We start from the raw sequence: 17,231 nt of genomic DNA on the forward strand, positions 1-17,231 counted from the left end.
GACGCCCGCCCGGTGTAAACGGCGGCGTCCGTCTTCCTCTTCCCTCAGGTCCGGGACGTTCACCCGCATGACGCCAGCCACCACCTCCCGACCCACCGGCCGCATTCGGTCGCGAGGGGGCTGTCTCGCGACGAGCCTCGCGATCATCGTCGCGGGGCTGAGCCTGCGCTTGGTTCCCCTCGGGCTGCCGACGGGGATCGTCAAATACGGCGGCTCGGTCCTGTGGGGTGCGATGGTCTACGGCTTGGTGGCCGTGCTGCTGCCTCACCGGAGCGGGCGGACGATCCTCCTCGTCGCCGGGGCGATCGCCCTGCTGGTGGAGTTCTCCCGCCTCATCCATACGCCGTGGTTCGACGCGTTCAGGCTGACGCTTCCCGGCGCGCTGCTGCTCGGGCGGATCTTCTCGCCCTGGAACCTCGTCGCCTATGCCGCAGGCCTAGCTGCATCCGCCCTCGTGGATCGGTGGGCCGGCCAACGGGCGAAGGGGGAATAGGGGTCAGCGGCCGTAGGCGGGGGGCGCGACGCGCGCCGGGGCCAGGACGAATTCGTGTGGCCGCTTGCGTCCGTTCAGGGGACCTTCCGTCGGCGAATCCTCGAAATAGCTGTTGCCGCTGACACCGAACCCGCCGCCATTCATGACGCTCGGCACGGGAATCGCGCGCGCATCGTCGGGGACGGGACGGCCCGTCGCCCGGTCCGTGGGCAGGATGTAGGGGCCGTTCGCCGCCGTATAGGACGTCTGAGCGACGGCGCCGGAGGCGAGGGACAGGCCGAGGCCGATCAGGCCTGCGGCGGCGAAGGTCGAGAGATGCTGCACGGGTCGCTCCGTCGCGGTGTTCACATGCGGCCGCGGCCGCTCATGCCCCTACCATGCCCGATGAGAGGTTGCCTGTCCGTGTCCTCGCCGCGCCAAGACGCAACTTTTTCGAACCCGGCCGGTCTCGCACGCGGGAGATGCCTCCCGTTCAAACCGGCAACCAGCCTGGATTCCCCGCGTTGAACCCGCAAGCGCAACCGACAAGCGCATCCAGCAAGGAGCCCACCATGACCGCCATCAAGATCTCCACCGCCGCCGCCGCACTGGTCGTAGCCCTGTCCGGTGCCGCCTTCGCACAGACCGGAATGCCCGAGAGCCATGGCACGAACGCCGCCGGTTCGAAGTCGGGTGTGGTCGGCAAGGGGGACAGCATGGAGGCCGGCCCCGCCACCACCGGCACCGCGACCGCGCCGGGTGCCCGCACGGCACCGGGCAACGCCATGCCCTCCACTCCCGGAATGACCACCAACGATCCGAGCGCAGCGTCGCGGCCCGTCTCGCCGGCACCGGCTGTTCGCTAAGAGAAGGGCCCATCGCCCGAGAATAAGAAAAGGCCGGAGCGATGCTCCGGCCTTTTTCCGTGGATGGGACGCTGTGTCCGGGCAGCTCAACCCTTGGCGCGCAGGACGACCTGGGGCTCGCGTTCCACCGGCACGCAATTGGTGCGGATCGCGTTCAGGATAAGGGGCTGCGAATCGCAGACATAGCTGAGACCCGGCTCCGGCGCGGGAACGGGGTCGCGCGCGACGATCGGGTTCGGCGCGCAGGCACCGGCCGATCCGGCCAGCAGCAGCGCGACGGTCAGGGTCAATCCGCGCATACGATCCTCGGTGACTGGCGACATGGCGCGACCCTGCGCAGCAACGCGGTACGTGACAAGCACATGCGAGGCACAGGAGAGGGTTGAAGGCCGCTTTGGCGCGACCTGTCTCCCCCCCGCAACATCGCCTGTGACGCGCCTCAACTCGCTTTGGTGAGCGGCACGACGTTGTGGAGCGTGCGATCCGACGTTTCGAAGAAGCGCCGGATGTTGCGCGCCGCCTGGCGGATGCGCTGCTCGTTCTCGACCAGCGCGATGCGGACGTAATTGTCGCCGTGTTCGCCAAAGCCGATGCCCGGCGCCACCGCCACGTCCGACTTCTCGAGAAGGAGTTTCGAGAATTCGAGGCTGCCGAGGCCCTGATACTTCTCCGGGATCGGCACCCAGGCGAACATCGAGGCCGACGGGCTCGGGATCTTCCAGCCGGTCTTGTCGAACGACTCGATCAGCGCGTCGCGGCGCTTCTTGTAGATCGAGCGCATCTCGACGATGCAATCCTCGGGTCCGTTGAGGGCGGCGGTGGCCGCCACCTGGATCGGCGTGAACGCCCCGTAATCGAGGTAGGATTTCACCCGCGTGAGGGCGGCGAGCAGGCGCTCGTTGCCCACCGCGAAGCCCATGCGCCAGCCGGCCATGGAAAACGTCTTCGAGAGCGACGTGAACTCCACCGTGCAATCGATGGCGCCAGGCACTTCCAGCACCGAGGGCGGCGGCTCGCCGTCGAAATAGACCTCGGCATAGGCGAGATCCGACAGGATGATGATCTCGTGGCGTTTCGCGAACGCGACGAGGTCCCGGTAGAAATCGAGGCTCGCCACATAGGCCGTGGGGTTCGAGGGATAGCACACCACGATCGCAACGGGCTTGGGGATCGAGTGCTGCATCGCCTTCTCGACGGCGGGGAAGAAGGCCGGCGTCGGCTCGGCCGGCACGGAGCGGATGACGCCGCCCGCCATCAGGAAGCCGAAGGCGTGGATCGGGTAGCTCGGGTTCGGCACCAGCACCACGTCGCCCGGCGCAGTGATCGCCTGCGCCATGTTGGCGAAGCCCTCCTTGGAGCCGAGCGTCGCCACCACCTGCGTGTCGGGGTTCAGGCTCACGCCGAAGCGGCGCTTGTAGTAGTTCGCCTGGGCGCGACGCAGTCCCGCGATGCCCTTCGAGGACGAGTAGCGGTCCGTGCGCGGACGGCCGGCCGTCTCCACCAGTTTGGCGATGACGTGGCGCGGGGCATCGAGGTCGGGATTGCCCATGCCGAGATCGATGATGTCGGCACCGTTGGCCCGGGCCTGGGCCTTGATCCGGTTGACCTGCTCGAAGACGTAAGGCGGCAGGCGCTTGATGCGGTGAAAATCGGTCATGGGCTTCACGGGATCCGATGCGCCAATCGCATGATTCGCGCGTTCAAAACTGTCATCACTCTGACGTGGTCGGCCTGTCTACCATTTCGGTGGTCAGGAGCCGACCGTTATTGTGCAGGCTGTATCTGGCCGGTGGTGCGGGCGGCACTCTCGGCGGCACGGCCCTTGGCTTCGTTGCGCCCGCGCGCACCCATCAGATCGTTCTCGAGGTCCTTGGTCCCCTCGGCGGTGCGGGCTCGGATGGGTCTGGCCGGCGCCGCGACACCCACCGGCAGGTACTCGGCGTCGGGCTGGCGCGATTCGACCACGAAGTCGGGTGCCTTTACGTCCTTCGGCCCCCCCCCGGCGAGCGTATAGGCGCCGCGCATGGCGTTGAGGTCGCCGGAGCATCCTCCCGCGGCGAGAAGGCCGCCGAGGACGAGGGCCAGACGGGGGACGAAGCCGCACCGCCTGTGATTCCGTGATGAAGGCTCTGACATAATGACCCGAAACGTAAGCCGCGCCCTGGCGGAAAGTCGAGGTGCCGCGTTAATTTGTCGAGAACGAGGACGGTTCGGCCGGGCCGTCCCGCGGAATAGAGGGGAAATCAACGCGTGACGACCGACAGGACGACACCGCTTCCCGACATCGACGCCTTGTCGCGCAACGCGACGTTGCTGATCGAGGAGTTCAGCCGCACCGCCAGCGCCTACATGAAGCCGATCAGCGAGGCCGATCCGCTCGATCCGGAACTGGCCAAGCCCCCGGAAGAAGTCAACGACGTCGTCAAGACCCTCGGTACCGTCGTCGAGCGCTGGATGGTCGATCCGCAGAAGACCCTCGAAGCCCAGAAGAAGCTCAGCGAATCGTTCATCACCCTCTGGGGCTCGACCTGGCATCGGCTCCAGGGCGAGGAAGCGTCGCCGGTGGCTTTGCCCGAGGCGAAGGACAACCGCTTCAAACACGCGGAATGGTCCACCAACCCGATCTTCGACTTCATCAAGCAGAGCTACCTCATCACCTCCCGCTGGGCGGAAGAACTCGTCGACGAGGCCGAGGGGATCGACGAGCATACGCGGCACAAGGCGCAGTTCTACCTGCGCCAGATCGTGGGCGCGCTCTCGCCCTCCAATTTCGTGATGACCAACCCCGAGCTGATTCGGCACACGCTCCAAGAGAACGGCGCCAACCTCGTGCGCGGCATGAAGATGCTTGCGGAGGACATCGAGGCCGGGAAGGGCCAGTTGCGGGTCCGCCAGACCGACCCGTCCGGCTTCGAGGTCGGCGTCAACGTCGCGGTCTCGCCCGGCGAAGTGGTGTTCCGCAACGACCTGATGGAGCTCATTCAGTATTCGCCGACCACCGAGACGGTGCTCAAGCGCCCGTTCCTGATCGTGCCGCCCTGGATCAACAAGTTCTACATCCTCGATCTCAACCCGTCGAAGAGCCTAATCGGCTGGATGGTGTCCCGGGGCCTGACGGTGTTCTGCATCTCGTGGGTCAATCCCGACGAGCGGCATGCCGACAAGGATTTCGAGAGCTACATGCGCGAGGGCATCGAGGCGGCCATCGACGCGATCGGTGTTGCCACCGGTGAGAGAGAGGTCGCCGCGGCCGGATATTGCGTCGGTGGAACTCTGCTGGCGGTGACCTTGGCGATGCAGGCGGCCACGGGCAACAAGCGCATCAACAGCGCCACCTTCCTGACGACGCAGGTGGATTTCACCCATGCCGGCGACCTCAAGGTCTTCGCCGACGAGGAGCAGATTCGCGGCATCGAGGCCCGCATGAAGAAGCGCGGCTACCTCGAAGGCTCCGGCATGGCGACCGCCTTCAACATGCTGCGCCCCAACGACCTGATCTGGTCCTACGTGGTCAACAACTACGTGAAGGGGCAGACGCCCTCGGCCTTCGACCTGCTCTACTGGAATGCCGACGCCACGCGCATGCCGGCGGCCAACCATTCCTTCTACCTCCGCAACTGCTACCTCGATAACACCCTCGCTCAAGGGCGCATGATCCTCGGCAACGTGCGTCTCGACCTGAAAAAGGTGAAGGTGCCGATCTTCAACCTCGCCACCCGCGAGGATCACATCGCGCCCGCCATCTCGGTGTTCGAAGGGTCGTCGAAATTCGGCGGCAAGGTCGACTACGTGCTGGCCGGATCCGGTCACATCGCCGGCGTGGTCAACCCGCCCTCCAAGCCGAAATACGGGTTCTGGACCGGTGGGACGGCCAAGGGGCGTCTGGAGGATTGGATCTCCGCGGCCACCGAGCACAAGGGGTCGTGGTGGCCCTACTGGTTCGATTGGCTCGAGAAGCAGGCCCCCGCCCGCGTGCCCGCGCGGATTCCGGGAGAAGGCGGCCTCGCCTCCCTCGGTCCGGCGCCCGGAACCTATGTCCGCATGAAGGCGTGATGGACGTGACCACGTCCCTGTCGGATCAAGGCGCTGGCTGGACGCTGCGGATGGAACCGGATCCCGATGGCGTCATCCGAGAGGGGATCCTCGCGCCCCTGGTCGCTCACAACGACGGGGCGGCCGGGCCGGGTGATTGGGGGCTTCTGGCCATCACCGTGCGGAATGCCAAGGATGAGATCGTCGGAGGCCTATGGGGCCGCACCGGCTATGGTTTTCTGTTCGTCGAATTGCTGGCCGTTGGTAGTGCGCGCGGCAACGGTCTCGGTCGGCAAGTCATGGCCATGGCCGAAGCAGAAGCCGAGAAGCGTGGCCTGTCCGGCATCTGGCTCGATACCTGGACGTTCCAGGCGCCGGACTTCTACCGGGGTCTCGGTTTTGCGGAATGCGGCCGCATCCGGGACTATCCACCGGGACACGACCGCATCTTCTTTGTGAAGCGCCTCACCCCACCCTGAACGGGCGGTCCGCCGACGGCTCAGAACTTCCGCACCAGCGGCGCGGGAGCGATCGGCGCGGCCGGGGCGCCGAAGACGTAGCGGAAGCCCACCGAGACAATATCCGCGCTGCCGCTCGTATCGGCGGCGAGGGAGATATTGCGAAAATTGTAGTCGCGGCCCGGCCCGGCCAAAAGCTTCGAATCGCCCACCAGGAAGAGGTGGGAATAGGCGATGTTCAAGGTCAGCGTCTCGCTCCAGCGATAGCTGCCGCCGAGCGAGACGTTGAAGCGGTCGCTGTCGGGCAGCCGAACCGAGCGGTTCGAGAAGTCGATGGGAGATTGCTCGTAGGCGAGGCCGGCCCGGACGGTCAGGACGGGCGACCAATCGTACTCGCCGCCGACGGAATAGGTGTAGCCGTCCTTGTAGTTCAGGGGCAGCGTGGTCGCGATGCCGCCGGTGGTGCGGCCGACGATGCCGACATCGCCGAGCCTCGACCAGTTGTCCCACTCGAAACCGAGATGGACACGGGCGACCGGACTGACGGCCTGGGTCAGGCCGACACTCAGCTTCTCCGGGGTGTTGAGGTTGGCGGTGACCTGCTGGCTCAGGAAGGCCGCCGGTCCCGGCAAGATGAAGGCGCCTTCGATGTCGTGATGCACGGAGGAGCGATAGCCGACGCCCAACGCCATGCCGGCCCAGGGGGTGATGAGCACGCCCGCCGTGAATCCGATGCCCCAGGATTCTCCCTTGAGCGACGCGTTGGGGGCGATGAGCGGGCTGAACGAGAGCGGGAAGGCCTGGCGGAGGGTCAGCCGGAAATACTCGATGTTCGGCCCCGCGGCGATCGAGAGCCACTCGTTGACCTTGAAGCCGATAGTCGGGTTGAACGAGAGCGAGAAGATGCGGCTCGACCGTCCATAGACTTCGCCGGCCCAGTCATCGCGGGGTTTGGTCACGAGGCCGAACGGTGCGCCGGTCCGGAGGCCGATCCAGAGCCGGTCGGTGAGCTGGTAGGAGGTGGCGCCGGCCGGGATCACGGCACCCTGGCCGATGTCGCCGCTGCCGCCCAGCGGCGCGAATAGCGGGGAGGTGCCGTCCGTGGGGGTGATCTTGGAGGAGAGGTTGATGAAGCTGAGATTCTGCTCGCTGACCCAGCCGGGGCTCATGGTGATCGTGGCCGGGTTCCAGAACATCGACGAGACGCCGCCGGAGCCGGACGCGGCGCCCGCGAAAGCCTGACCTTGCGCGAGGGTGCTCTGTTCGCGGATGCCGAACGCGCCGGCGAAGGCGTCACCCGCCGTCAGGGCCAGGACAGCGGCGGAGAATCCCGCCAGAGCCGCGTTGCGAATCGTCATGGCCATGTCCCGTTCCCGACCCTTGCTTGCGATGCTCGGATTTACCGCGGCGTGATCCCCGGCTCGCATCTTGAGCAGAAGAGTGCCGTTCTTGGTCGGTCTATGCAATCCATGTGTGGTGAAGTCTTAATCGTTTCGTAATCCGGGACATACTTTGGTAATATATCGGATCATCTTGTTGGGCTGAGTCGCTGGAAGGCATCGGAGGGAGTGGTTCACATCTAAACTGTCCGATTTACATATGGTATAATCGGCACGAAAATGCGTGTTCCGCTGCATTCCTCGGGCCATGTATGAATTATGCAACATGCCTCCGTCCGGCCTCGACACCTTGCCAGGGGCGGTGGAGGGACCGATGTCTTCGCCAGCGAACTGATCGAAACGGAGCGAGAACCGATGAAACTGGTGCGTTACGGAGATGTGGGCGACGAGAAGCCCGGCTTGATCGATGCGAAGGGCGGGTTGCGCGATCTGTCGGGCATCCTGCGCGATATTTCCGGCGCGGCCCTCGCCACGACGTCATTGGAGCGCCTGCGCTCCATCGATCCCGAGACGCTGCCGCTCCTGCCCGCCGAGACGCGGCTCGGGCCGTGCGTCGGCGGCACCCGCAACTTCATCGCGATCGGATTGAACTATTCCGATCACGCGGCGGAGATCGGCGCCGACATCCCGTCCGAGCCCATCGTCTTCAACAAGGCGCCGTCCTGCATCTCTGGCCCCAACGACCGCGTCATTCTGCCGAAGGGGTCGGCCAAGACGGATTGGGAGGTGGAACTCGCCATCGTCATCGGCGCGCGCGCATCCTACGTCCATGCCAACGAGGCCCTGTCCTATGTGGCGGGCCTGTGCCTCTGCAACGACGTCTCCGAGCGCGAGTTTCAGTTGGAGCGCGGCGGGACATGGACCAAGGGCAAGGGCTGCCCGACTTTCGGTCCCCTCGGGCCGTGGCTGGTGACCCTGGACGAGATTCCCGACCCGTCGGCCCTCGACCTGTGGCTCGACGTGAATGGCGAGCGGATGCAGTCGGGATCGACATCGACGATGATCTTCGACGTCGCGCAGATCGTCGCTTATCTCTCGCATTTCATGATGCTGGAGCCAGGTGACATCATCACCACGGGCACGCCCCCCGGTGTCGGGATGGCGAAGAAGCCCCCCCGCTTCCTCAAGAACGGAGACGTGGTGACCCTCGGCATCACCGGGCTCGGCGAGCAGCGGCAGGAGATCGTCGCCTTCGACGACTGGACCGCGAAGGTGGCGGCCGGCGAACCGACTCATTGAAACGCGAGGGGGGATCGAAATCCCCCCTCGTTCGTCTCCTCTGCTAGAGGCAGCTTGGCCGGTAGACTGCGTCGCACGGCTCGGCCCATGGCAGTTGGAAGGACCTAACCTTGAGCATCGGACTGATCGCCCTCCTCGACGACATCGCGGGACTGGCCAAGGTGGCGGCCGCGTCCCTCGACGACGTCGCCGGGCAAGCCGCCAAGGCCGGAGCGAAGGCGGCAGGCGTCGTCATCGACGATGCCGCCGTGACGCCGCGCTACGTCGTCGGCTTCGCGGCCGAGCGCGAATTGCCGATCGTGGCCAAGATCGCCATCGGTTCGCTGCGCAACAAGATGCTGTTCCTACTGCCGGCGGCCCTGCTGCTGCAGGCCTTCGCCCCCTGGGCCATCACTCCGCTGCTGATGCTCGGCGGGGCCTATCTCTGTTACGAGGGCACCGAGAAGGTCTACGAGGCGCTGTTCCCACACAAGGCCCATGCGCACGAGGCCAAGCTCGATGCCGATGCCGGGGACGGCGCGGCTCTGGAGGCGCGCAAGGTTTCCAGCGCGATCAAGACGGACTTCATCCTGTCGGCCGAGATCATGGCGATCTCCCTGGCCTCGCTTCCGGAAGGCAGCATCTGGACCAAGGCGATCGTGCTGGCGGTCGTCGCCATCGGCATCACGGTCTTCGTCTACGGCGGCGTTGCGCTCATCGTGAAGGCGGACGATGCCGGGGTCGCGATGGCGAAGAACACCTCGGCGTCCGTGTTCGGCAGCGCGATCCGCGGTTTCGGCCGTGCTTTGGTCAAGGGCATGCCGGTCTTCCTGCAGCTTCTCGCCGTGGTCGGCACCGCCGCGATGATCTGGGTCGGCGGCGGTATTCTCGTCCACGGCCTCGAAGGATACGGCCTGCCCCAGATCGCCCACGCGATCCACGAAGCCGCGGCCGCCAGCGCGAAGCTGGTTCCGCCGATCGGGGCCATCGTCGAATGGATCGTCACCGCCATCGGCTCCGGGCTCGTCGGTCTCGTGGTCGGCGGTGCGCTGATTCCGATCACGAGCTACCTCATCGCGCCCGTCTGGTCGGGCCTGTCGGGCTTGCGCGGCAAGACGGCGTGAGGGGTCGATCCTGGCCGGCCTGATGGGAAAAGCATCGGGGCATGCGGCCGGCCCGGCTTGATTTTCCGGCGAAGATTCGCCTCATGGGGCCATGACTGAGACCGTGGCCTCCCTCGCCCCCTTCCCCGCCACCGAAATCCCCGCGATCCGGCACGATTGGACCGTGGCGGAGATCCAAGCGATCCACGACCTGCCGCTTCTCGACCTCGTGTTCCGGGCGGCACAGGTTCACCGCGCGCATAACGACCCGGCCGACATCCAGCGCGCCGCCCTGCTGTCGATCAAGACCGGCGCCTGTCCCGAGGATTGTGCCTATTGCCCGCAATCGGCGCATCACAAGGGCACCGGCCTGCCGCGTGAGCGCCTGATGCCCGTGGACAAGGTGCTGAAGGAGGCCGCCGCCGCGAAAGCCGCGGGCGCCCACCGTTTCTGCATGGGCGCCGCTTGGCGCCAGCCCAAGGACGGGCCGGAATTCGACGCGGTCCTCTCGATGGTGCGCGGCGTCCGCGGGCTCGGGATGGAGGCCTGCGTCACGCTCGGCATGCTTACCCCGTCCCAGGCGGGCCGCCTCGCCGAGGCTGGGCTGACCTCCTACAACCACAACCTCGATACCGGCCCGGATTTCTACGGCGACATCATCTCGACGCGGACCTACGAGGATCGCCTCAACACGCTTCAGAACGTGCGCGATGCCGGGATCGGCGTCTGCTGCGGCGGCATCGTCGGGATGGGCGAGGGGGTGAAGGACCGGGCGGCGATGCTCCAGGTGCTCGCCAACCACGCTCCCCATCCCGAGAGCGTGCCAATCAACGCATTGGTGGCCGTGGAGGGTACCCCCCTCGAGGACCGGCCTCCCGTGGACCCGCTCGATCTCGTCCGGATGTGCGCCACCGCCCGCATCGTGATGCCGAAGGCGCGCGTGCGTCTCAGCGCCGGCCGCAAGGGTCTCACCCGCGAAGCGCAGATCCTGTGCTTTATGGCCGGTGCAAACTCGATCTTCTACGGCGAGCGCCTGCTCACCACGGCCAACAACGAGACCGATGCTGATGCGGAGCTGCTCCGCGACATCGGCATCACCGTGCCGGGGCTCACCCTGGCGGCCGCCGAATAAATTCAGAGCGAGGAGGGCGCACGATCCGGGATCACGATCCGGAAGCGGGCGCCCTCCCCCTCCCCTGTCGGATCGAGGGTGAGAGAGCCGCCCTGAAGCTGGATCAATTCGGCGGCGATCGGAAGCCCGAGCCCCGTTCCCCCCGCGCGCATCGAGCCCTCGAACGGCGAGAACAGGTTCGCCCTCGCCCGTTCGGGAAGCCCCGGCCCGTTATCCGCGATCAGGATCGTCACCCCGCCCGCTCCGGGCCGGCCGTGGCGCGTGGCCTCGATCTCGACCACCGGATCGAGCAAGCGGGCCTTGTCCGAGCCGATGGCCTGAACGGCGTTGCGCACGATGTTGGTGAGCGCCCGCGAGAATTGGTCGGGATCGACCTCCACTTCGATATCCTCGTCGCAAGCGACACGAATCGTCACCCGTGACGCGCCGTCGAGCCTGGACAGGTCGGATTGCTCGGCCAGGATCGGCCCGAGCTCGACCTTCCGCCGTTGCGGCACGGCCTCGCTCGCCCGGCCATACGCCAGCGTCTCCTCGCAGAAGCGGATCGCCCGGCCAAGGGTGGCGAGCAGGCGGGGGGCGATGCGCTCCACCGCTGGGTCGGCCACGGATTCCAGCCGGTCGCCGAGGAGCTGCGCCGTGGTCAGGAGGTTGCGCAGTTCGTGGTTGATCTTGCTCACCGACAGGCCGAGTTCGGCGAGGCGGCGCTTCTGGCGCAGCTCGCCGGCCAGCGCCGTCTCCATGCGGGCGAGCGCCACCTCCGCGTGACCGATCTCGTCGGTCCGGCGCGACGGCGTGATGATGCGGTCGCTGCCCTGGGGATCGTCGGCGAACTCCGTGATGTTGCGAGCCAGGCGCCGGACCGGCCGCACGATGATCCGTTGCAGCATCAGGAAGACGAGGCCGGCCACCGCCGCGGCGATCGCCAGCGACGAGAGCAGCAGCCGGTCGGCGAAATCGATCAGCGCCTCGCGCAGGGGAGCCTCGTCGAGGAGGATCTCCACGAGGTCGAACCCGTCCCGGCCATGGCCGATGACCCGGATCGGGCCGCTGCTCTCGGAGAAGACGGTGCGCCATGCCCCCCCGATGGAGGCGATCCAGTCATGGGAGCGCAGGTCGACGAGGCCGGCGACCTCCGAGGGGATCGTATCCACGGCGAGGAGGCGGCGTGTTCCGTCGCCGCGCACCGCAATGGCGCTGGCGCCGACCCCCTTGAGGAGATGCCGCGCGAGGTCCTCCGAGACGTGCTGATCGGGCGAGGCTTCGAGGACGAGGGCGGCGATCTGGGCGGCGGCGATACGGTCCGACAGCCACATGCGCCGGTAGTTCGCCACGGTCGGCACGTAGATCAGGATCTCGACCAGGGCGACGAAGGCGATGGTCACGAGGAACAGCCGGCCCGACAGGCCGAGATGACGGCCGATTCCCGCCCGCGCCTCCGCCTCGACGGGGACAGGTAGTTCCATGCCGGCGCGTGGCGTCGCGTCCATCACGGGTCCCCGATCATCCCTCATCCCGGGCTTCTTGGCTCGTCCCGGTTTCTCCGGCGCAGTGCCTCCCGCGGCGGTCATTCCGATCTCTCGGCGTTCGATTATACGTCTTAATGCGATGACTTTACATCACGGTTACGCTCCGGCCGCGGCGCCGTCGAGTGCTCGACCACAGGGATCTGCGGCGTGATGCTCCGCTTGCGGGCGAACCGGCGCCTCAGTCCGATGGAGAGCAACGCGAAGGCGGCGAGGCCGCCGAGGCCAGCGAGGGTCTTGACGGTGACGAGAGACCGCAGGGACAGGGCCTCGTCACAGGCGCCGCCGCCGCTCGCCAGACACGCTGCCTTGGCCGCCTCGTTGGCCGCGACGACATCCTCGATCACCGATCCGGCTGCCGCATACGCGAAGGCGCCGGGGGCCAGACCGAGAAAGGTGGCCAGCACGAAGGTGCGCAGGGGAACGCCGAAGGCCGCCGGGGCGAGGTTCGTCATCCAGAACGGAAAGATCGGCAGGAGCCTCAGGACGAGGATGTAGCCGAAGGCATCGTCGCGGAACCCCGCTGCGAGGCGGCCGAGGCGTGGCCCGGCGCGATTCAGGAGAAGCTCCGACACCGGTCCGCGGCCGATGCAGAAGACGATGGCCGCCCCCGTCGTCGCCGAGACGAGGGCGATCCCCGCGCCGGTGGTGGCCCCGAACAGGAAGCCCGAGAGGATCGTCAGGACCAGCGAGGCCGGCACGGAGACGATCACGCAGCCGATATAGACCAGGCAGGCGATGCCCATGGCGCGCACGCGATCCTCGGCCACCGCCTCGATCAGCCATGCGCGATAGGCGAGCAGTCGGTCGAGGCTGAGAAGATGCGAGGCGCCGGAGATGAGGATTCCGAGCGAGATGGCTACCAGGGCGAGGATGGGCAGCCATCGCAGTGTACGACGCAGGGAGCCATTCGACGGGCGTGTCATGGCGACGGTTCCCCGGTGCCGGTGTGCCGCGCCGGGTTCAGCCGGGCTTCCGCATCCTCAGGATCTTGAAGAAACCACCGGGGAAGGTCGGCGAGACGCCGATGAACTCGACGCCGTTGCGCCGCGCCCAGGCCTCGATTCGCGTCGACTTGAAGGCCGAGGACCAGCCGATCTTGGTGCAGAGCGGTGCCACGATCTCTTCGACCTTGGCGACCGCGCCCTTGGTCTGGCCGAAATGGTTGGCGAGGACGATCTCGCCGCCCGGCCGCACCACGCGGAGGAATTCCGACAACGCGGCTTCGGGGTCGGGCACCAGGGTGATGAGGAACTGCGCGACCACCGCGTCGAAGCTGGCATCGGCATAGCCGAGCCGGCACACATCCATCACCTGGAGGCCACGGACATGGGTCAGCCGGCGGCGGAGCACCTTGGCGCGGGCACGCTTCAGCATGTCCTCGGACAGGTCGACGCCGCAGACGAAGCTGCCCGCCGGATAATAGCCGAGGGACAACCCGGTGCCGACGCCGGCTTCCAGGATACGCGGCCCGCATGCGGTGGCGGCCATCACCGCGTCGCGCGCGGCAGGCTCGGTGAGCTTGTCGTAGACGACATCGTAGACCGGTGCCCAGCGGGCATAGGCCTTGCGCATCAGGGCCGTGCTCGGACCGGCCTGCGGCTCGCTCAGCATGTCGTCTCTAAGTCCTGCGGATGGGAAGGGGTGACGTCTCGGGCGGTGGAGCCGGGGGCTGGTTTCAGGCCGCTTGCGCCGCTCCCGCTGCCAACGCGTCGATGCGGCGAATGGTGCCGCCGCCGAGTACGCGCGCACGCGGGCCGTCATCGGCGTAGATGACGCAGGCCTGGCCCGGGGAGACGCCGTCCTCCGGTGTGGCCAGCACGATCTCGGCGGCTGCTCCACCGGAATCGAGCGTCAGATGCGCGGCACGCGGTTCGCGGGTCGAGCGGACGCGCACGGCCACCGGCATGTCGACGACCCCGCCGGGCGGCACGATCCCGAGCCAGTTCAGATCGTCGAGGTGGATGCGGCTGGTGGCCAGGGCGGAACGCGGGCCGACCACCACGCGGGCGGTGGCCGGCTCCAGGCGGATCACGTAGAGCGGCTCACCGGCGGCGAGGCGAAGGCCCTTCCGCTGCCCGACCGTGTAATGGATGATGCCCTCATGCCGGCCGAGCACACGGCCGTCGAGGGCGACGATCTCGCCGGCACGCGCCGCATCCGGCCGCAGCTTGGCGATGACGTCGGCGTAGCGCCCCTGGGGCACGAAGCAGATGTCCTGGCTGTCGGCCTTCTCGGCGATGGCGAGGCCGAGCTCGCGGGCGAGGCGACGGGTCTCGTCCTTGGGCAGTTCGCCCAAGGGGAAACGCAGGAAATCGAGCTGCTCGGCCGTGGTGGCGTAGAGGAAGTAGCTCTGGTCACGGGCCGGATCGAGGGCGCGGTAGAGGCCCCGGCCTCCGGTCTCCACGGGCCGGCTCGCCACGTAATGGCCGGTGGCGAGCACGTCGGCATCGAGGTCGCGGGCGGTGGCGAGGAGGTCCCGGAACTTGATCGAGCGGTTGCACTCGACGCAAGGGATCGGCGTCTCGCCGGCCAGATAGCTCTCGGCGAACCGGTCGATCACCGATTCTCGGAAGCGGTCTTCGTAATCGAGGACATAATGCGGGATGCCGAGGGTTTCGGCGACGCGGCGCGCATCGTGGATGTCCTGGCCGGCGCAACAGGCACCCTTGCGGTGCACCGCCGCGCCATGATCGTAGAGCTGCAGCGTGATCCCGACGACGTCGTAGCCCTGTTGGCTGAGCAGCCCGGCCACCACGGAGGAATCCACGCCGCCGGACATGGCGACGACGACACGGGTCTCGTGCGGGGCCTTGGGAAGGTCGAGGGAATTCATCACGTCACGGGTTCGCGGGCAGGCAGCAGCGCCCGCACATGCGGAGTCTATAGCGATCCTGAGGTGGAACTTCCAGGCCGGCCGGGGGCAGGTCTCGCATGCCGATGCCCCGGACCCGGCAAATCCTGCCTGGCCAGGGACGATTTCGCCGGGTCGCACCGGGTCGAGTTGTGGGCGGAAAAAATTCTGCCTGTCGAAACAACGGTTTGCCGGTCGTGCTTCGTGGCTCGGAGCTTGCGCGGTGGGGGGCGAGGAGATTGCGCCGAATGGCCACCACGTCGATCAACGGAGACCCGGCGGTGCGGTTCGCGAGCGCGGTCGCCGCGCGTCCCGCCACCGATGTGGCGGGCCTCGAACGTTTCAGCATCCCCGCGGGCGAGCCGGCCCCGGCGCCGTCCCCAATGCCGGCCTCACTGGCTTCGCCGATCTCGGATTCGATCCGCCTGGGCCCGACGACGATCCCATCGTCGCCGTCGTCGAAAGGCGATACCGCTGGGCCGGCGGCGCATGCACAGCGGCCGGCTTATCATGGGCCGGTATTGGTCGATGCCGGAGGGGTGGTCTCGGTCGAGGCGGCACTGCGGGAATACAATCCGGTTCCAGAACAGATTGGCGACATCGTCGAGGCACGGCCGCTGCGGGTCCGAAGGGACGAGGATCAGGCGACGCCGGCGAACGGGACCGGTCTCGGAGGCCTGCCGTGGTTGCCCCAGCAGCAGGCCAGTGGCGCCGCCATGCCGGCATCCGAGGGCGCTCGGACACCGCAGGTCCCATCCGATCAGGAGGGAGATCGCGACTCTTCAGCGAGCCCGGTCAATGCCGCGCCTCTTCGGGGTTTGCCGGTGCAGGGTCACGCGCCGTCTCTTCCTCCATTGGCGGAGGCCGGCGGATCGGGGGGCGCGCTGTTGCAGCACGAACAGGGTCGGGCTTTCGTTTCGGCGACGAAAGGCACCGAGATGCAGCCCATCACGTCGCGACAGGGGGGAGATCCAGCGATCATGGGGCCGCTGGGAGGCACTGCCGCGATCCCGAGCTTCCCGCAGCAGCCGGCGCGTCCGGCCTTCGTGGCCATGGCTGACGGGGCCGGCACGGAGGCTGCGCTGGCCAAGCAGGATGCAAAAGCGCCTTCCGCTTCCTCCCCGGTCCGCTCCGGAACGCTATCCCAAATGCCGCCGCAAGCCGGCAGGGCAGGCTTGCCGTTGACCGACGGCACCGGACCATTGCCCGCCCCTTCCGTGCAGGATCGGCAGGAACGGGGTTTGGCCACCCTGCCCGTCCAGGCCTCCCCGCCCATCGCCGGGAATGGTGGCCTGTCCGCCGCCCCGCCTCAGGCCGGCAATGCGCAGCCGCCTGCGACGGCAGGACATAGTGCGGCAACCGCTCCGGTTCCGGCGATCGCATCTCCGGCCGTCGCTGCCGAGGCGGTCACGTCGGCCGAGGAGCGGAACGACGACGTGGCGGTTCCGGCGGACGGCACCGCTCCGAACCCCACCGCGACGGCGATTTTCGCCCTCGCCCCGCCCGAACTCGTCGCGCCTCCAGCCCCGGCCAACGCTCCCGCGATGGCGATTCAGGCCGGTGCCGCCCCTCGTTCGAACGCGAGCGCAATCGTTTCACCCGGCACCGGCACCGGCACCGCGCAAGCTGACGCCGGTCGCCCGGTCGCCGTACCCGCACCCGGCACCGATCGCCCGGCCGCTTCCGAGCGCGAGACCTCCTCCGCCAAAGCTTTCGACGAGCTGGCGTCCGCTTCGGCCATGGCCCCCGATGATTTCGCTTCCGCCCCCACGGCGCCGTTCGGCCCTGTTCCGGCAGCCCACATTGCCGCGCCCGCACCCGAAACCGCTGGCTTTCTCCCCCAGGCCCAGGCGGCGCCGGTGCCCCTCGGCGCGGTGCCGATGACCATCGGGCTCCGGTCGCTGGCCGGGTCGAACCGTTTCGAGATCAGCCTCGATCCGAAGGATCTCGGGCGAATCGACGTGAATCTCGATATCGACAAGGACAGCGGCACGGTCACCGCCCATCTCACGGTCGACCGGCCGGAGACCCTGGCCCTGCTCCAGCGCGATGTCGGCAACCTGCAACAGGCCCTGTCGCAGGCCGGTTTCGACGCGGGCGAGGCCGCCATCAACCTGTCCCTGCGCAGCGACACCGGCTCCAACGGGGGCAACGGCGCCGAGCGGGATGGCGG

Annotated in this window: 17 protein-coding genes; 8 read left to right on the top strand and 9 right to left on the bottom strand. The window is 67.6% G+C overall.

Features of this window, described 5'->3' with window-relative positions; all coding sequences use genetic code 11:
* Positions 1-67 precede the first annotated feature (67 nt).
* Positions 68-493: a DUF2809 domain-containing protein gene (locus FPV16_RS18905; protein ID WP_227439922.1), complete on the top strand. Its 426-nt coding sequence runs from the start codon at positions 68-70 to the stop codon at positions 491-493.
* A 3-nt stretch (positions 494-496) separates the two neighbouring features.
* Here the strand turns inward: FPV16_RS18905 and FPV16_RS18910 are convergent, their stop codons facing one another.
* Positions 497-817 carry a hypothetical protein gene (locus FPV16_RS18910; protein ID WP_227439923.1) on the bottom strand — a complete coding sequence of 107 codons (321 nt, stop codon included), beginning with the start codon at positions 815-817 and terminating at the stop codon, positions 497-499.
* Between the two features lie 227 nt (positions 818-1,044).
* On the opposite strand from FPV16_RS18910, the gene FPV16_RS18915 reads away from it, so the two are divergent.
* A complete protein-coding gene (locus FPV16_RS18915; protein ID WP_227439924.1) occupies positions 1,045-1,338 on the top strand; it encodes a hypothetical protein in 294 nt (97 codons plus the stop codon).
* Between the two features lie 86 nt (positions 1,339-1,424).
* Here the strand turns inward: FPV16_RS18915 and FPV16_RS18920 are convergent, their stop codons facing one another.
* The 3 genes from FPV16_RS18920 to FPV16_RS18930 all read right to left on the bottom strand — a co-directional run bounded on the left by FPV16_RS18920 (position 1,425) and on the right by FPV16_RS18930 (position 3,474).
* On the bottom strand, positions 1,425-1,637 hold the full coding sequence (locus FPV16_RS18920) for a hypothetical protein (RefSeq protein WP_227439936.1): 213 nt from the start codon (positions 1,635-1,637) through the stop codon (positions 1,425-1,427).
* A gap of 140 nt (positions 1,638-1,777) precedes the next feature.
* Positions 1,778-2,995: an LL-diaminopimelate aminotransferase gene (locus FPV16_RS18925; protein ID WP_227439925.1), complete on the bottom strand. Its 1,218-nt coding sequence runs from the start codon at positions 2,993-2,995 to the stop codon at positions 1,778-1,780.
* A 107-nt stretch (positions 2,996-3,102) separates the two neighbouring features.
* Complete coding sequence (locus FPV16_RS18930) at positions 3,103-3,474, bottom strand: hypothetical protein (protein WP_227439926.1); 372 nt, start codon at positions 3,472-3,474, stop codon at positions 3,103-3,105.
* A 114-nt stretch (positions 3,475-3,588) separates the two neighbouring features.
* On the opposite strand from FPV16_RS18930, the gene FPV16_RS18935 reads away from it, so the two are divergent.
* Both FPV16_RS18935 and FPV16_RS18940 read left to right on the top strand, forming a co-directional pair.
* Positions 3,589-5,391 (top strand): PHA/PHB synthase family protein, encoded by a 1,803-nt coding sequence (locus tag FPV16_RS18935; protein ID WP_227439927.1) that lies wholly within the window; start codon positions 3,589-3,591, stop codon positions 5,389-5,391.
* Positions 5,391-5,849 (top strand): GNAT family N-acetyltransferase, encoded by a 459-nt coding sequence (locus FPV16_RS18940; protein ID WP_227439928.1) that lies wholly within the window; start codon positions 5,391-5,393, stop codon positions 5,847-5,849. The genes FPV16_RS18935 and FPV16_RS18940 overlap by 1 nt, the downstream gene beginning before the upstream one ends.
* A 20-nt stretch (positions 5,850-5,869) precedes the next feature.
* Here FPV16_RS18940 and FPV16_RS18945 read toward each other — a convergent pair whose 3' ends face one another.
* A complete protein-coding gene (locus tag FPV16_RS18945; protein WP_227439929.1) occupies positions 5,870-7,192 on the bottom strand; it encodes an OmpP1/FadL family transporter in 1,323 nt (440 codons plus the stop codon).
* A 390-nt stretch (positions 7,193-7,582) separates the two neighbouring features.
* Here FPV16_RS18945 and FPV16_RS18950 point away from each other — a divergent pair, with 390 nt between their 5' ends.
* From FPV16_RS18950 to bioB, 3 genes are all read left to right on the top strand, one after another.
* The gene (locus FPV16_RS18950; protein ID WP_227439930.1) at positions 7,583-8,467 is read left to right on the top strand and encodes a fumarylacetoacetate hydrolase family protein; all 885 of its coding nucleotides are present in this window, start codon (positions 7,583-7,585) and stop codon (positions 8,465-8,467) included.
* 110 nt (positions 8,468-8,577) lie between these two features.
* Entirely contained in the window at positions 8,578-9,570 is a 993-nt protein-coding gene (locus FPV16_RS18955) for a DUF808 domain-containing protein (protein ID WP_227439931.1), read from the top strand.
* 91 nt (positions 9,571-9,661) lie between these two features.
* Complete coding sequence (gene bioB, locus FPV16_RS18960) at positions 9,662-10,681, top strand: biotin synthase BioB (RefSeq protein ID WP_227439932.1); 1,020 nt, start codon at positions 9,662-9,664, stop codon at positions 10,679-10,681.
* Positions 10,682-10,683: 2 nt separating this feature from the next.
* Here bioB and FPV16_RS18965 read toward each other — a convergent pair whose 3' ends face one another.
* The 4 genes from FPV16_RS18965 to mnmA form a co-directional block, all read right to left on the bottom strand.
* Positions 10,684-12,168, bottom strand: a complete 1,485-nt coding sequence (locus FPV16_RS18965; RefSeq protein ID WP_413629319.1) for a sensor histidine kinase — start codon at positions 12,166-12,168, stop codon at positions 10,684-10,686.
* A gap of 110 nt (positions 12,169-12,278) precedes the next feature.
* Positions 12,279-13,130, bottom strand: a complete 852-nt coding sequence (locus FPV16_RS18970) for a TVP38/TMEM64 family protein (protein WP_227439933.1) — start codon at positions 13,128-13,130, stop codon at positions 12,279-12,281.
* A gap of 37 nt (positions 13,131-13,167) precedes the next feature.
* The gene (locus FPV16_RS18975) at positions 13,168-13,818 is read right to left on the bottom strand and encodes a class I SAM-dependent methyltransferase (RefSeq protein WP_018044448.1); all 651 of its coding nucleotides are present in this window, start codon (positions 13,816-13,818) and stop codon (positions 13,168-13,170) included.
* A 64-nt stretch (positions 13,819-13,882) separates the two neighbouring features.
* Positions 13,883-15,040 (bottom strand): tRNA 2-thiouridine(34) synthase MnmA, encoded by a 1,158-nt coding sequence (gene mnmA, locus FPV16_RS18980; protein ID WP_227439934.1) that lies wholly within the window; start codon positions 15,038-15,040, stop codon positions 13,883-13,885.
* A 998-nt stretch (positions 15,041-16,038) separates the two neighbouring features.
* Here mnmA and FPV16_RS18985 point away from each other — a divergent pair.
* Positions 16,039-17,231, top strand: a 1,193-nt coding sequence (locus tag FPV16_RS18985; RefSeq protein WP_227439935.1) for a flagellar hook-length control protein FliK, incomplete at its 3' end; no start/stop codon positions are given.

It is taken from the genome of Methylobacterium sp. W2 (genome assembly GCF_020662345.1).
In the GTDB taxonomy this organism is placed as follows: Bacteria; Pseudomonadota; Alphaproteobacteria; order Rhizobiales; family Beijerinckiaceae; genus Methylobacterium.

What these genes read in the sequence shown, in the direction of transcription:
- FPV16_RS18905 (WP_227439922.1), top strand. Translation starts at nt 68, where the DNA reads ATGACGCCAGCCACCACCTCCCGACCCACCGGCCGCATTCGGTCGCGA.
- FPV16_RS18915 (WP_227439924.1), top strand. Translation starts at nt 1,045, where the DNA reads ATGACCGCCATCAAGATCTCCACCGCCGCCGCCGCACTGGTCGTAGCC.
- FPV16_RS18920 (WP_227439936.1), bottom strand. Translation starts at nt 1,637, where the DNA reads ATGCGCGGATTGACCCTGACCGTCGCGCTGCTGCTGGCCGGATCGGCC.
- FPV16_RS18925 (WP_227439925.1), bottom strand. Translation starts at nt 2,995, where the DNA reads ATGACCGATTTTCACCGCATCAAGCGCCTGCCGCCTTACGTCTTCGAG.
- FPV16_RS18930 (WP_227439926.1), bottom strand. Translation starts at nt 3,474, where the DNA reads ATGTCAGAGCCTTCATCACGGAATCACAGGCGGTGCGGCTTCGTCCCC.
- FPV16_RS18940 (WP_227439928.1), top strand. Translation starts at nt 5,391, where the DNA reads ATGGACGTGACCACGTCCCTGTCGGATCAAGGCGCTGGCTGGACGCTG.
- FPV16_RS18945 (WP_227439929.1), bottom strand. Translation starts at nt 7,192, where the DNA reads ATGGCCATGACGATTCGCAACGCGGCTCTGGCGGGATTCTCCGCCGCT.
- FPV16_RS18950 (WP_227439930.1), top strand. Translation starts at nt 7,583, where the DNA reads ATGAAACTGGTGCGTTACGGAGATGTGGGCGACGAGAAGCCCGGCTTG.
- bioB (WP_227439932.1), top strand. Translation starts at nt 9,662, where the DNA reads ATGACTGAGACCGTGGCCTCCCTCGCCCCCTTCCCCGCCACCGAAATC.
- FPV16_RS18965 (WP_413629319.1), bottom strand. Translation starts at nt 12,168, where the DNA reads ATGGACGCGACGCCACGCGCCGGCATGGAACTACCTGTCCCCGTCGAG.
- FPV16_RS18970 (WP_227439933.1), bottom strand. Translation starts at nt 13,130, where the DNA reads ATGACACGCCCGTCGAATGGCTCCCTGCGTCGTACACTGCGATGGCTG.
- FPV16_RS18975 (WP_018044448.1), bottom strand. Translation starts at nt 13,818, where the DNA reads ATGCTGAGCGAGCCGCAGGCCGGTCCGAGCACGGCCCTGATGCGCAAG.
- mnmA (WP_227439934.1), bottom strand. Translation starts at nt 15,040, where the DNA reads ATGAATTCCCTCGACCTTCCCAAGGCCCCGCACGAGACCCGTGTCGTC.